This window comes from uncultured Lutibacter sp., from assembly GCF_947493565.1.
GTDB lineage: Bacteria > Bacteroidota > Bacteroidia > Flavobacteriales > Flavobacteriaceae > Lutibacter > Lutibacter aestuarii.
This window is the reverse complement of record NZ_CANLRG010000003.1, coordinates 14,233-29,406: the sequence shown is the minus strand read 5'-3', so window position 1 is coordinate 29,406 and position 15,174 is coordinate 14,233. Positions and strand designations below refer to the sequence as shown.

Here is a 15,174-nt window from a genome sequence, read left to right as displayed (position 1 = left end):
TTATAAAATATAACACCTATAATTTTAACAATTCATTAAAATTATAGGTGTATTTTTAATAAAAAGAGTTCAAATAAAGTGCTAAATTTTAGTAGGTTTGCACTTTGATTTAATTATATAATCTATGATTTTAAATACAGAATTAGAATACAAAGGAAATTTATTTCCATCAAAAATAATAGCCTATAAAAAAGATGTTGATACACTTTATTTCACTAGTGAAAATAATGTTGTTTTACAATTAACAATTGAAAGAGATAGTGTACTGCGATTTAGATATACTACAACCAGTATTTTTGAAAATGATTTTTCATACGCCATCACTAAATATGCAAGTAAAGGATTTAATCATCTAGAAATTGAGGAAGATGATAAAAATTATATTATTACAACTTCCAAATTAATTTGTCATATTTCTAAGTTAGATATGAGAACTTCCATTTTTGATGTTAAAGATAAAAGTCTTATTTGTGAAGATGAGTTAGGTTTTCATTGGGAAGAGAGTTATGAATATGGAGGAGATATCGTAAAAATGTCAAAAGTAGCTCAAGATGGAGAAAGTTATTTTGGATTAGGTGATAAACCTGTGCAAAATAATTTAAAAGGTAAGCGTTTTGAAAATTGGGTAACAGATTCTTACGCATTTGGTAGAACAACAGATCCTATTTATAAAACCATACCTTTTTATACAGGTTTGCATCATAAGAAAGCTTATGGGATATTTTTTGACAATACGTTTCGTTCCTTTTTTGATTTTTGTCAAGAGCGAAGAAATATTACAAGTTTTTGGGCTCAAGGAGGTGAAATGAATTACTACTTTATTTATGGGCCAGATATGGCTGATGTAGTATCTAATTATACCGATTTAACAGGAAAGCCACATGAACTTCCCCCATTATGGGCGCTAGGATATCATCAATGTAAGTGGAGTTATTATCCTGAAGCTAAAGTAAAAGAAATTACAAGCACATTTAGAAAGCTTAAAATTCCTTGTGATGCTATTTATTTAGATATTGATTATATGGATGGTTTTAGATGCTTTACGTGGAATAAAGACTACTTTCCTGATCCAAAACGAATGGTAAAAGAGTTAGCTGATGATGGATTTAAAACCATTGCAATTATAGATCCTGGAATTAAAATAGATAATGAATATAGTGTTTTTAAAGAAGGTTTAGCAAACGATTACTTTTGTAAAAGGGCAGATGGCCCCTATATGAAAGGAAAAGTATGGCCAGGCGAGTGTTATTTTCCAGATTTTACAAACCCTGAAGTAAGAGAATGGTGGTCAAACTTATTTAAAGAATTAATTGAGGACATTGGTGTAAAAGGTGTTTGGAATGATATGAATGAACCAGCAGTGATGGATGTGCCTGGAAAAACATTTCCAGACGATGTACGTCATAATTATGATGGAAACCATTGTAGTCATAGAAAAGCTCACAATGTATATGGAATGCAAATGGCAAGAGCTACGTACCATGGCCTAAAAAAATTCTCTTATCCAAAAAGACCTTTTGCAATTACCAGAGCTGCATATTCAGGAACTCAGCGGTATTGTTCAACTTGGACAGGTGATAATGTGGCTTCTTGGGATCATTTGTCTATAGCCAATGCTCAAGCACAACGTATGTGTATGTCTGGTTTTTCATTTGTAGGTTCAGATATTGGTGGCTTTGCAGAACAACCAAATGGAGAATTATACACTCGATGGATTCAATTAGGTATTTTTCACCCATTTTGTAGAACTCATTCTTCTGGTGATCACGGTGATCAAGAGCCTTATGCTTTTGATAATAATGTAACAAATATTGTTAGAAAATTTATTGAGCTACGTTACCAATTACTGCCGTATTTATATACAGCTTTTTGGAGGTATGCAAATGAAGGAATTCCTATTTTAAAATCATTGGTCTTATTCGATCAAGAAGATCCACATACACATTATAGAAATGATGAATTTATTTTTGGAGAAAAAATACTAGTTTGTCCAATTTTAGAACCAAATGCAAGAGGAAGAAGAATGTATTTTCCAAAAGGTGATTGGTATAATCATTGGAATAATGAACAGGTAAAAGGAGGAAAAGAAAATTGGGTGGATGCTGATATTGATAGCATGCCTATTTTTATAAAAGCAGGTGCGGTTATACCAAAATATCCAGTTCAACAATATGTGGGTGAAATTGAAATTAAAGAGCTAAAGTTAGATGTTTACTTTAAATTAGGGAAAGAAAAATCTCAAGTTTATGAAGATGCTCACGATGGATATGATTATAAAAAAGGAAGATTTAGCTTAAGAAACTTTACGCTAGTTGGTAAAAAAGATTCTTTAACAATTCAACAATTTAAGTCTGGAAAATTTACAACCTCGTACGAGACTTTTGAACTAAATTTACATGGACTACCTTTTAATATTTCAAAAGTTGTTGTGGATAATGAAGAAATTGATTTTTCCAAAATAATAACCAATACTAATAGTTTAATTATTTCAAAAGAGTTTACAGACTTATATATTTTAGGAGAATAGTAAGTAGTTTTATACAAATGTGTATATTTGATTTTTAAAATGAATAAAATAAAAAAATGAAACTTTTAGAAAATAAAACCGCGTTAATTACTGGTGCAACTAGAGGAATAGGTAAAGGTATTGCAGAAATATTTGCCAAACAAGGAGCTAATGTTGCATTTACATTTAACTCATCAGTAGAAGCTGCACAACAATTAGAAAAAGAATTAGAAAGTTATGGTGTAAAAGCAAAAGGATACCAGTCTAATGCTGCAAATTTCGATGCAGCACAAGAACTAGCTGCAGAAGTGTTAAAGGAATTTGGAACTATTGATGTTTTAATTAATAATGCAGGAATTACAAAAGATAATTTATTAATGCGTATTTCTGAAGAGGACTTTGATAAAGTAATTGAAGTAAATCTAAAATCTGTATTTAATTTAACTAAAGCTGTTATTAGACCAATGATGAAACAACGAGCGGGGTCAATAATTAATATGAGTTCAGTAGTTGGATTAAAAGGGAACGCTGGTCAAACTAACTATGCTGCCTCAAAAGCGGGTATTTTAGGGTTTTCTAAATCTGTAGCTTTAGAATTGGGTTCAAGAAATATAAGATGCAACGTAATTGCACCTGGATTTATTGAAACTGAAATGACGGCTAGTTTACCTGAAGACACTGTAAAAGAATGGAGAAATTCAATCCCACTAAAAAGAGGTGGAACTCCAGAAGATATTGCAAATGCCTGTGTGTTTTTAGCATCAGATATGAGTTCTTACATTACAGGTCAAACATTAAGTGTTGATGGTGGAATGTTAACCTAATAAATTAAATTTTGGAAACAGCAACCTTGTTATACTTGCTTTTAGCAATACTCATTGCTTTTTTGTTAGCTGTTTTTCAATATTTGTATAAAAATTCAGAAAAGAGCCAATTAAAATATTGGCTTTTTTGTTTGAGGTTTTTAAGTGTTTTTTTAATTCTTCTTCTTTTTATCAATCCATCAACTAAAAAACAAATCATTAACATTGTTAAGCCAAATTTAATTGTTGCTGTAGATAATTCATCTTCAATTAAATATGCATTACAAAATAATTATGTAAAAAAAACAGTAGAAAAGTTTAAAGAACACCCTGTGTTAAATAAAAAATTTAATTTAAATTATTATTCGTTGGGTACTAGTTTAAAACCTTTGGATTCACTTAATTTTAATGAAAAACAAACAAATCTTTCTCAACCATTAAATGAATTTTCTGAACTCTATAAAAATGAATTTTCACCTGTTGTTTTAATTACAGATGGAAATCAAACGATTGGAAATAATTTAGAATACATACACTATAAAAAGCCTGTATTTCCATTAATTGTTGGCGATACCACTGAGGTTGAAGATATTTTTATTGATAAAATAAATATTAATAAAAGTACTTATATTCACAATAAATTACCCGTTGAAATTTTTGTAAATTACAAGGGCAGTAATACAATAGCTAAAAATTTAAACATCTATTATAAAAGAAAAAAAGTATTTAGTAAAAAGTTAGAATTTTCAGAAAATCAAACAGTACAAATAGCTTCGTTCTATTTAACAGCTGAAGAAAAAGGAAATCAATATTATACTGCTAAAATTGAAGAATTAAAAGATGAATTAAACACAATTAATAACTCTAAAAGTTTTAGTATAAATGTAATTGAAGAAACTTCAAAAATAGCAATTGTAAGTTCAATTTTACATCCTGATTTAGGGATGTTTAAAAAAGCTATAGAAAGTAATAAGCAACGAGAGGTTTCTATTTTTAATAGTAAAAATTTCAAAGAAAATACTTCTAATTATCAACTGATTATACTGTATCAGCCTACAGCAGATTTTAAATCTATTTTTGATGATATTAATAAAAATAAATTAAGTTATTTCATCATATCTGGAATAAGTACAGATTGGAATTTTTTAAATACAGTACAAACAAACGTTTCTAAAAATGTGGTGTTGCAAACAGAAGATTACAGTCCAATATTTAATCATAGCTATGAAAGTTTTTTATTCCAAGATATTGGTTTTTCAAATTTACCACCTTTAGAAGATTTGTTTGGAAATGTTTCATTCAAAGTACCATATCACACCTTATTTTATAAGCAAATAGGAGCTATTGAAACAAAAGAACCTTTGCTAGCAACATTTGAAAATAGCCAACAAAAGATTGGACTTTTATTAGGAGAAAATTCTTGGAAATGGAGAATGAGCAGCTATTCAAACCATCAAACTTTTGAATTGTTTGATGGGTTTATTGCTCATTTAATCCAATATTTATCTTCAAATAATTCAGCTAACAGATTACAAGTTGACATCAATCCAATTTATTATACAAGTGAAACTATACAAGTTACTGCCAACTATTTGGATCAAAATTTAAATGCAGACACTAGAGCCAAACTTTGGATGACAATTATGAATAAAGCGTCTAAAGTTATAAATAAAATACCTTTTTCTAAAGCAAAATCTAATTTTTATCTAGAAATTTCTAATATACCTGCAGGTGAATATTCATACAATATTTCAATTGAAAATCAAGATGTAACAGCATCAGGAAATTTTAGTATTGTACCTTTTGAAGTAGAGCAACAATTTTCAAACTCAAATGATGTTTCGTTAAATTTTTTAGCAACTAAAACTAAGGGCTCAATTTATTTTGAAAATCAAGAAGATTTTTTAATTGAAACGTTGCTAAATGACAAGCGATTTAAAAACGTTCAAAAATCATCAGTAGTTAAAAGTTCTTTAATAAATTGGAAGTGGATTTTAGGAATTATCATACTTTTATTAAGTTTAGAATGGTTTACTAGAAAATATTATGGAAAAATATAATTAAGTTAAAAATATATAAATCAGTTGTTTATGTGTTGCTTATAAATTTTATTTATATAGTTATTATTAAATAATTTGGTATTTAAAGTTTATTTAACATTTCCTTTTTTTAAAAATTTGTATAATTGCATCGATGAATAAAATTGCAGCAGTTATATTATCTTTAACTATTTTATTTCAAAGTTTTAGCTTTGATTTAGATGATTTAAGTAAGGTTTCAACCCTTATTAATCATATTTATTGTCATATAGATAATGGAGACAGTTTTACCGATTTTATTGAAATGCATTATGGAAGTAAGTTAACTCAACATGAAAATGAACACAGAGGTCATCAAGAATTACCTTTCAAACATCAACATGTAGACACTCATTTTAATATAGTTTATATCATTTGTAATAATAATTTATCTATTCAAAATAAGGAGTTTATATTCAGCTCTAAAAATTTTGCATATAAAGAGCCTATAACAAACTTAATAGCAACTTCTATTTTTCAACCACCTAAAGTAGCCTAATTAATTTCGTTTTTTAATAACTGATAATTTATACCATAATTATCAGCAATATAAATTACTAACTAATTAATTATGTTACAAAAAATTATAAAACTAAGTATTAGCAATAAACTTATTATTTTATTGATAACTGCCGCAATTTTTGGATTTGGGTTGTTTTCTTTAACTCAAATTCCAATAGGAGCAGTACCTGATATAACAAACAATCAAGTACAGGTTATCACCACTTCAAGAAATTTATCAACTCAAGATGTTGAGCAATTCATAACTTATCCTGTTGAATTAGAAATGGCTAATTTACCAGGCGTAATTGAAATAAGATCAGTTTCAAAATTTGGATTATCAGTAGTAACCATCGTTTTTGATGATGCTATGGGAACTTATTTACCTAGACAATTAATAGCCGAAAAAATAAAGTCTGCTTCTGAAAAAATTCCTAAAGGATTTGGAAGTCCAGAAATGGGACCAATTACCACTGGATTAGGTGAAATTTATCAATACACACTTGATACCAAACCAGGATATAAAGATAAATATTCTGCAATGGAATTGCGTACTATTCAAGATTGGGTGGTAAAACGTCAATTATCAGGAATTCCAGGTGTAGTAGAAGTAAATACTTGGGGTGGATTTTTAAAGCAGTATGAGGTTGCTTTAAATCCTGAAAAATTAAAATCAATGAATATAACCCATTCTCAAGTACTAGATGCAATAGAAAAAAACAATAGCGTTGCTGGAGGAGGATATATTGAAAAAACCAATGAAAGTTATTTTGTTCGTGGAGAAGGAATGATTAAATCTCTCGATGATATAAAAAATATTGTGGTTAAAAATGTTGATGGAGTTCCAATTTTAATTAAAAATATTGCCGATGTAAACTTTGGGTTTGCCAACAGGTTTGGTGCTATTACAGGTAATGGTGAAGGGGAGAAAGTTTTAGGTCAGGTAATGATGTTAAAAGATGGAGATTCTAATAAAGTAATACAAGCAGTAAAAGAACGTGTTGCTGAGATTCAAAAAACATTACCAGAAGGGGTTTTTATTAATGGTTTTCTAGAGCGTAGTGAACTGATTGGGAAAACTACTTTTACAATAGCTGAGAATTTAATTATAGGAATTATCATAGTCATTTTTGTAGTTATTTTATTACTAGGAAGTTTACGTTCTGGTTTAGTAGTTGCTTCGGTAATACCTTTATCATTACTTTTTACATTATCAATGATGTACATTTTTGGTGTAGATGCTAATTTAATGAGTTTAGGAGCTATAGATTTTGGGATTATTATTGATGGGGCTGTTATTATAGTTGAATTCATTGCTTTTAAAATTACAAGTAGTAGAAAAGAACTGATGCTACTCAATAAAAATGAACGTCAAGAAAGTATTGACAATATTACTTATGAAAGCAGTTCTAAAATGATGACCTCAGCAGTTTTTGGTCAATTAATAATTTTAATTGTATTTATTCCAATCTTATCTTTAAGTGGGGTGGAAGGTAAAATGTTTAAACCAATGGCAATGGCTTTTAGTTTTGCATTAATTGGAGCAATGTTTTTATGTTTTACTTATGTACCTGTTATTTCATCCATCTTTTTAAAGCCTGAAAAAGTTACTAAAAACAATATTTCAAAAAGATTAATGACATTTTTTTATAAAATGTATGAGCCAGTTATAAAATGGTCGTTGTTAAATAAAAAAATTGTAATTACGTTATCTTCAATTTTATTGATTGTAACTGGAGTATTATTCAATAGAATGGGAGGAGAATTTATTCCAACTTTAGATGAAGGAGATTTTGTAATACAACCAGTATTAAAAACAGGTACAACACTAACCAAAACGGTTGAAATAACCACTCAAATTGAACAAATTTTATTAGAGAATTTCCCAGAAGTAGCTCAAGTAGTTTCACGTATTGGTGCAGCCGAAGTTCCAACAGACCCAATGTCTATGGAAGAAAGTGATGTAATAATTAAATTAAAACCAAAAAGAGAATGGGTTTCTGCAGATTCAAAAGATGAATTAGCAGATATGTTTAAAGAAAAATTAGCCATAATACCAGGAATCGATTTTGAATTTACTCAACCTATAGAAATGCGTTTTAACGAGTTAATTACTGGGGTTAGAGCTGATGTAGCTGTAAAAATATTTGGAGATGATTTAACTATTTTGGCTTCAAAAGCTGATGAGATAAAAAATAAAATAGCCAATGTAGAAGGTGCTTCAGATATTATTGTTGAAAAAATTGATGGACTTCCACAAATGACCGTGACTTATAATAGAAAAAAAGTAGCTCGTTATGGACTAAATATTCAAGTTTTAAATGAAATTGTTTCTATGGCATTTGCAGGAAACTCACTGGGAAGTGTTTTTGAAGGTGAACGCAAATTTGATTTAGTGGTTCGTTTACATCCCGATTATAGAAAAAATATTGAAAATCTTAAAAATTTATATGTAGATACACCTACAGGTATCAAGGTTCCACTGCATGAGGTGGCTACTATAGAATATACCAAAGGACCAGCAAAAATTTCTAGAGACGACACTAAAAGACGTATAGTTATAGGAATTAATGTTAGAAATAGAGATATGGAGTCTGTAGTGCAAGATGTAAGAAATATTATTGAAAGTCAAGTAGAATTGCCTGTTGGATATACGGTTTCATATGGTGGGCAATTTGAAAATTTAAACAGTGCAAAAGCTCGTCTAAAATTGGCAGTCCCAATAGCATTATTTTTAATTTTTATTTTTTTGCACTTTGCTTTTAATTCTATTAAAGAAGCCTTAATGATTTTTTCTGCAATTCCATTATCTGCAGTTGGAGGCGTTCTTTTCCTATGGTTAAGAGGGCTGCCTTTTAGTATATCAGCAGGTGTAGGATTTATTGCGTTATTTGGTATTGCAGTTTTAAATGGTATTGTACTTGTAGAACACTTAAAATCTTTAAAAGAACAAGGGTTTGATGATGTACATGAAAGAATTTTAAAAGGAACAAAGGAACGTTTAAGACCTGTGATTTTAACAGCAGCAGCAGCAGCATTAGGATTTTTACCAATGGCGATTTCAACCAATGCTGGAGCTGAAGTTCAAAGACCGTTAGCTACAGTTGTTATTGGTGGTTTAGTTACAGCAACAATTTTAACTATGCTGGTATTACCAGTATTGTATTCAATTTTTGACACTAAAAGTTTTAAAATGAAAAAAAGAAAAAAAGTACCTAAAACATTGTTATTGCTTTTATTACTGGTTCCTGTAGTTAGTTTTTCTCAAAAAAAATCAATTTCATTAGAGGAAGCAATACAAATAGCTATTAAAAATAATAAAGAATTAGCCATAAAATCTTTAGAAGTCACTAAAAATAATAAATTAGTTTCTTCTGCTTTTGAAATGGATAAAACTAAATTTTATTACACAAAAGATAAAACTAATTTGGGTATAGATGGAACTCCTTTTGAAACGTATGGAATTGACCAAACTATGGAATTTCCAACGGTATATTTTGCAAGAAAAAAAGCAAATAAAATTACTTCAAACTTGGCAAGTTTATCTTATGAAATGGCTAAAATTAACTTAATTAAAGATGTTTCAAAATCCTATTATAAAATTTTGTATTTAAATGAGAAATTAAGTTATGTTACTCAAATGGATAGTTTATATTTTAATTTTTCAAACGCAGCAAAACGTAAATTTGAATTAGGTGAATCTAATTATTTAGAAATGATTACAGCAAAATCTAAATATAAACAGTATGCAACAGAAGTTGACCAAGTTAAAAATGAAGTTACCATAGCATATACCTTATTAAAAGGATTGTTACAAAGTGAGGATGAAATCAAGATTTCGGTAGAACCTTTAGCAAAAATTGAAATTTCTGACCTTAACTTAGAGCATCACTTACTTCAACAGTATTATACTGAAAACAGTAAGTTTTATAGCGCTAAAAAAGAAATAGAAACTCAACAATTATTGCCTGATTTACAGTTTAATTATTTTAATAGTAAAGATGTAAAAGCTAGTACTTCTGTTAATAGTTTTCAAGCAGGAATTTCAATTCCTCTATTTTTCTTTGGAAAATCAAGTAAAATAGCAGCTTCAAAAATTGAAGAAGATATTGCTTCCGAAAAGGCTTTTGATTCCAAATTTAAATTAAATTCTAAATACATTATTTTGTTAGAAGAGCTTCAAAAAAGAGAATCTCAGTTAACTTATTTTAATGAGAGTGGGAATGTAGTAGCTAATGAAATATTAAAAACAGCTACCTCAAGTTATAAAAATGGTGAAATTGATTTTTTCCAATACATTCAAAGTATAGAAACTTCAAATCAAATAACCATCAATTATTTAACCAATTTAAATGAGTACAATCAAATTGCTTTGGAAATAAATTATTTAAACTTATAAAAAAATGAAAACATTAAAACAATATATATTATTAATTATTGTAACAGTGATTGCAATGAGTTCTTGTAATTCATCACAAAAAGATGAAAAAGTTACAGTGAATGAACAAATTAAAGAACCTGAATTTATAACTATTTCAGAAGCACAATTTGAATCTTCAAATATGGAGATGGGTAATCTTTCAAAACAAAATTTTTCGGAAGGTATAATTACCAATGGTTTTATTGATGTACCACCTGCTAGTAAAGCTAAAGTGAGTGCAATAATGGAAGGCTTTATTAAAAAATCTCCACTTTTAATAGGTGATAAAGTAAAAAAAGGACAATTATTATTGACTTTAGAGAATCCGGATTTTATTGAAATTCAACAAAATTATTTAGAAGTATTTGAAAAGCTGAAGTATTTAAAAAATGAATATGAGCGTCAAAAAACTTTATATGAAGAAAAAATATCTTCACAAAAAAATTACTTAAAAGCCGAGAGCGATTATAAAAGTTCAGTAGCCCATTTAAATTCTTTAGAACAAAAATTGAGAATGATGAATATTAATATTACCAATGTTAAGGCTGGAAATTTCACCTCAGAAATTTCAATTTTTGCACCTATATCAGGAAGCATTACAAAGGTGAATGCTAGTGTTGGTAAATTTATGAATGCTTCAGATGTAATTTTAGAAGTGGTAAATATAGAACATAAACATGTAGAACTAATTGTTTTTGAAAAAGACGTGTTAAAAGTTAAAGAAGGACAGCAAATTAAGTTTAAAACTCCTGAAAATTCTGAAAAAATATATAATGCTGAAGTTCATTTAATAGGCACTGCTATTGATGAAATGAAACGAACTACTAAAGTTCATGGGCATTTGGAAGATGAATCTGAACCATTTTTAGTTGGGATGTTTGTTGAAGCAGAAATAGTTACAGATTCTAAAGAAAAATTAGCATTGCCAACTAGTTCATTATTGGAAGAAGATGGTAATCATTATGTTTTAGCTCTAAATTCTCAAGATAATGGAAACTATAATTTTGAAAAGGTGAAAGTGAAAATTGGTGCTAAAAATGAAGATTGGTTTGAGATTATTGATGATGAAAAATTGATGGTTAATAAACAAATTTTGATTAAAGGAGCTTTTATTCCCTTAGAAGAAGGTGGCGGAGGGCACAGTCATTAAATAATGTTGCAAAACTAAGTTTTATGGATTCTGTTTTGTATTTTTGACAAAATAAATTAAAACAATTAAAAATGAGCAACGGACAATTACAATTACCAAAAACATTAATGCCTTTAATACTTATAGGTATTGTGGCAATCATATTTTTATCAAAATCTACAGTTACCATTGAGGCGGGAGAAGCAGGTGTTTTATGGAAACGATTTGGAGGAGGTGTAGTAACTGATGAACCACCTTTAGGAGAAGGATTTCACATTGTAGCACCTTGGAATAACGTTATCGTTTATGAAGTACGTCAGCAAGAGCTTTATGAGAAAATGAAAGTATTATCATCTAATGGTTTAGATATTTTGCTAGAAACATCAACTTGGTATTTGCCTAAAGCTAATGAGTTAGGAAAATTGCATCAAGAAATTGGAGAAAGTTATTTAGAGCGTATTATTAAGCCAGCTTTACGTTCTGCAGCTAGAAGTGTAGTTGGACGTTATACTCCAGAACAACTTTATTCAAGTAAAAGAGATGTCATTCAAAATGAAATATTTGAAGAAACTAAGAAAATTTTAGAAGATCAGTACATTCAATTAAATGAAGTTTTAGTACGTGATGTAACATTACCACCAACAATTAAAGACGCTATTGAGCGTAAATTAAAACAAGAACAAGAATCTTTAGAATATGAATTTAGATTAGTTACTGCAGAAAAAGAAGCTGAAAAACAACGTATTGAGGCGCAAGGTAAGGCAGATGCTAACCGTATTTTAAGTGCATCTTTAACTGATAAAATTTTACAAGATAAAGGTATTGAAGCTACACTTCAATTATCAAATTCTTCTAATAGTAAAGTTATTGTTATTGGAAGTGGAAAAGATGGTTTACCAATTATTTTAGGAAATCAATAAAAAAAACTAAATAAAAAAGGCAACCAATTGGTTGCCTTTTTTATTTAGTTTTTTTCTCTAATAGTGCTTCCTTTTTTAATTGCTTTGTAATTTTCGTAACATAGCAAGACGGCTTCAATTAATTGTAAATCACTAGCTGTTCTAATAAAGTTGTCAGAATAATTACATTCATTTAATAAATCGTTTAATTCTTGAGCATCCATATTTAAATACTCCATCATTAACTCTCTATTAAATTTATCCTCTAGCATAGTACGCAACTTATCATCATCTCTTAATTTTCTTAATTTTTTCAGTTGTTTTGGCTGTTTTCCAAACATATTATATACAAAATCAATAGGTCTAAATACAGCATCTAAAGGTGAATTAAATTCTCTTCGTTGTTTTACACCAACTTCATATGTTTGGGGTAAACCGTTGATGTGAATTCGAGCATACTTATCTTTAGGAACATTTTTAGCATCAATTTCAAGAACTCCAATAAGTTTATGTGATTTTACAACAACTTCATTAATTTCTTCAGTTTTTTCGTATAATTCAATTACCAATTCATTTCCTTTTAATAAATCGTTAGTAATTTTCAATTTAATTGATTGAAACCCTAGATATGAAATATAAATGGTATCTTGAACATTAGTAGCAATTTCAAATTTACCTTGATCATTTGTTGCAGTACCTACAACTGAATTTAAATTAAAAACATGTGCTCCTGATAAAGGAGATTTATCTGAATTATTAATCACTTGTCCTCTTAAAAAAACAAGTAAGCCTTCATTATTTTTAATTGTATCATTAGATTTTGTTTCCTGAGTAAATCCTAACACAGAAAACAAAAATATAGTGAGGTATAATATTCTTTTTATCATATGCAATTATACTAATTTATATTGATACTTAAAGTTAATAAAATACAAAAGAATATGTTTATTTGGCTAATTTTATTTATAATAATTAAATTTTAAAGTTTATGTTTTAGTATAGCCTAAAAATGCATTTACATTTTGATGCATTGGGTTTCCTGAAGCTCTTCTAAATGCTACAACTTGTCCAATATGGTATCCAGTATCTGTTATTGGACCTACTAAAACATTCCAAAAAGGAAACTTTGTAAGGTTGTTATTAGTTTCTAAAATTAATTCCACATTAGTTAATTCTACATTATTTTTGGTTTTAAATATATTGCTTGAAGTTTCAATATTGTACAAAGTTTTTTCTCTTACTTGATCAAAAGTTAGTTTTTTAAAGTTAAATGGAGGGTTTATTATTTCTTGTTTTGCTACTTTAAGAATGCCTTCAGTTAAATCACATATATGAATTAAAACCTCAAATGTGCTTCTTGCTCCTTCCGATGTCTTATAATCCAAATCAATATCTTTTATTCCATCTGTAGCCCAATAATATCTATAGCCTAATCCATCTAGTAGTTTTGAAATTACATTTCCTGCACTATAGTTTTTTGGAGAATTTGGAATTTTAAAATAGGGTAGTTTATTCATAATTAATAAAAGTTTTGTGATGAATTTTATTGTAAAAATTTTTCATATTTTTCATATACAAAAAACTTGTTTAGTTCTTCTTTATTCATATTTAAGGATTGTTTTAAGAAATTGTTTAAATTTTAGTTTAGCTTTTGTGGGTTAATTTCAAATTTAAGTCTTGGTTCGGGATTAATTATATATTGAGAATTAATAATTAATGAATTTGTGATGTTATGATTTATATTACTAAGATATTTAGGAATTGTTAAGCCACTTTCATTAAACGATATTTTTTTATTATTGAATATTGATATTTCAGTGATTAATACTACTTGATTAAATTTTTTTAAGGTATTTTTTTTTAGTATGGTTTGTATTTGAGGAAAGGTAAGTTTATTAATTGAATTATTTGAATTCCATTTTTTAAAGCTCAGCGTATTTTTACTAAGTTCAAATACTTTATGTTGTTTATGAAAATGTTTATATTGAAGTTTTTCAGCTGGAATTTTAGATTCTTTCAATCCAATGAATAATTCTATTTTTTCGGGTATAAAAATTGTATCTAATTTTGCTTGACTCATTAAATTATAAAAAATTACAACCTGTTGTTCTTTATCTAAACCATTTTGCATTGTTTCACTCACAATTATATCTGGAATACTAGTATCAACCTTATATTTCGTTGCATCTTCATTTACTAGTTGAATATTATAAGTTTCTAATCCCAATTTTTGTATTATACTACTTAATATTTTAAAACTTAAAGGGTTTATTTCTAATAAAGTGTATTTTATGTTATGACTAGAGTATCTAAGAATTATTGGAAGCATTAAACTAGCAAATGGACCTGTGCCAGCATATAGAATATGTAAACTCTTGTTTTTTTTTATTTTTTCTTGAATTGCTTCATCTATTCCTTTAATAAATTTTTTAGTTCTTACCATATCATCAATACATGAAGCTGCCCAAAATGTACCAAGTGCCTTACCGTTTTCAAGCTCTATATCTTGTCGCCCAATTTCATTGTCAATTTCAATATTACTAAGATCGTTTAATAACTTCTTGTATTTTTTTGATGCTTCAGTGAGTTTCTCAAAATTAATGGTAGCTTCAAAATACTCAGCTGTAATATTTATTAACTCTTTTTTTAGATTCATATATTATTTATTTCTTATAAATTTAATTTTTTTAAAAAGGAGCACTTTCTTTTACCTGTTTTAGTATTGCTACAATCGTAATTTTTTATTCTACTTTTTTTGAGAGACTCTACATTTGTTTTTATAGTAGGCAGATTCAGCTAAAATTTTCAATTTACTCATAACGTCTTTTATTTATAACG

Annotated in this window: 10 protein-coding genes; 7 read left to right on the top strand and 3 right to left on the bottom strand. The window is 28.0% G+C overall.

The annotated features are described in order from the left end of the window. Window positions 1–124 precede the first annotated feature (124 nt). The 7 genes from Q0714_RS03840 to Q0714_RS03810 all read left to right on the top strand — a co-directional run bounded on the left by Q0714_RS03840 (window position 125) and on the right by Q0714_RS03810 (window position 12,357). Window positions 125–2,527 carry a glycoside hydrolase family 31 protein gene (locus tag Q0714_RS03840; RefSeq protein ID WP_298262988.1) on the top strand — a complete coding sequence of 801 codons (2,403 nt, stop codon included), beginning with the start codon at window positions 125–127 and terminating at the stop codon, window positions 2,525–2,527. 56 nt (window positions 2,528–2,583) lie between these two features. Beyond that, window positions 2,584–3,330, top strand: a complete 747-nt coding sequence (fabG, locus tag Q0714_RS03835; RefSeq protein WP_298262987.1) for a 3-oxoacyl-[acyl-carrier-protein] reductase — start codon at window positions 2,584–2,586, stop codon at window positions 3,328–3,330. Window positions 3,331–3,341: 11 nt separating this feature from the next. Beyond that, window positions 3,342–5,369, top strand: a complete 2,028-nt coding sequence (locus Q0714_RS03830; protein ID WP_298262986.1) for a VWA domain-containing protein — start codon at window positions 3,342–3,344, stop codon at window positions 5,367–5,369. Between the two features lie 133 nt (window positions 5,370–5,502). Further along, a complete protein-coding gene (locus Q0714_RS03825) occupies window positions 5,503–5,886 on the top strand; it encodes a hypothetical protein (RefSeq protein ID WP_298262985.1) in 384 nt (127 codons plus the stop codon). Window positions 5,887–5,958: 72 nt separating this feature from the next. Continuing rightward, window positions 5,959–10,287 (top strand): CusA/CzcA family heavy metal efflux RND transporter, encoded by a 4,329-nt coding sequence (locus Q0714_RS03820; protein WP_298262984.1) that lies wholly within the window; start codon window positions 5,959–5,961, stop codon window positions 10,285–10,287. A 4-nt stretch (window positions 10,288–10,291) separates the two neighbouring features. Then, entirely contained in the window at window positions 10,292–11,458 is a 1,167-nt protein-coding gene (locus Q0714_RS03815) for an efflux RND transporter periplasmic adaptor subunit (RefSeq protein WP_298262983.1), read from the top strand. 71 nt (window positions 11,459–11,529) lie between these two features. Next, window positions 11,530–12,357 (top strand): prohibitin family protein, encoded by an 828-nt coding sequence (locus tag Q0714_RS03810; RefSeq protein WP_298262982.1) that lies wholly within the window; start codon window positions 11,530–11,532, stop codon window positions 12,355–12,357. A 44-nt stretch (window positions 12,358–12,401) separates the two neighbouring features. Here Q0714_RS03810 and Q0714_RS03805 read toward each other — a convergent pair whose 3' ends face one another. The 3 genes from Q0714_RS03805 to Q0714_RS03795 all read right to left on the bottom strand — a co-directional run bounded on the left by Q0714_RS03805 (window position 12,402) and on the right by Q0714_RS03795 (window position 14,992). Beyond that, the gene (locus Q0714_RS03805) at window positions 12,402–13,223 is read right to left on the bottom strand and encodes a carboxypeptidase-like regulatory domain-containing protein (protein ID WP_298262981.1); all 822 of its coding nucleotides are present in this window, start codon (window positions 13,221–13,223) and stop codon (window positions 12,402–12,404) included. Between the two features lie 99 nt (window positions 13,224–13,322). Continuing rightward, on the bottom strand, window positions 13,323–13,853 hold the full coding sequence (locus Q0714_RS03800) for a hypothetical protein (RefSeq protein WP_298262980.1): 531 nt from the start codon (window positions 13,851–13,853) through the stop codon (window positions 13,323–13,325). A gap of 122 nt (window positions 13,854–13,975) precedes the next feature. After that, window positions 13,976–14,992, bottom strand: a complete 1,017-nt coding sequence (locus Q0714_RS03795) for a hypothetical protein (RefSeq protein WP_298262979.1) — start codon at window positions 14,990–14,992, stop codon at window positions 13,976–13,978. Window positions 14,993–15,174 lie beyond the last annotated feature (182 nt).

What these genes read in the sequence shown, in the direction of transcription:
- Q0714_RS03805 (WP_298262981.1), bottom strand. Translation starts at nt 13,223, where the DNA reads ATGATAAAAAGAATATTATACCTCACTATATTTTTGTTTTCTGTGTTA.
- fabG (WP_298262987.1), top strand. Translation starts at nt 2,584, where the DNA reads ATGAAACTTTTAGAAAATAAAACCGCGTTAATTACTGGTGCAACTAGA.
- Q0714_RS03840 (WP_298262988.1), top strand. Translation starts at nt 125, where the DNA reads ATGATTTTAAATACAGAATTAGAATACAAAGGAAATTTATTTCCATCA.
- Q0714_RS03810 (WP_298262982.1), top strand. Translation starts at nt 11,530, where the DNA reads ATGAGCAACGGACAATTACAATTACCAAAAACATTAATGCCTTTAATA.
- Q0714_RS03815 (WP_298262983.1), top strand. Translation starts at nt 10,292, where the DNA reads ATGAAAACATTAAAACAATATATATTATTAATTATTGTAACAGTGATT.
- Q0714_RS03795 (WP_298262979.1), bottom strand. Translation starts at nt 14,992, where the DNA reads ATGAATCTAAAAAAAGAGTTAATAAATATTACAGCTGAGTATTTTGAA.
- Q0714_RS03820 (WP_298262984.1), top strand. Translation starts at nt 5,959, where the DNA reads ATGTTACAAAAAATTATAAAACTAAGTATTAGCAATAAACTTATTATT.
- Q0714_RS03800 (WP_298262980.1), bottom strand. Translation starts at nt 13,853, where the DNA reads ATGAATAAACTACCCTATTTTAAAATTCCAAATTCTCCAAAAAACTAT.
- Q0714_RS03825 (WP_298262985.1), top strand. Translation starts at nt 5,503, where the DNA reads ATGAATAAAATTGCAGCAGTTATATTATCTTTAACTATTTTATTTCAA.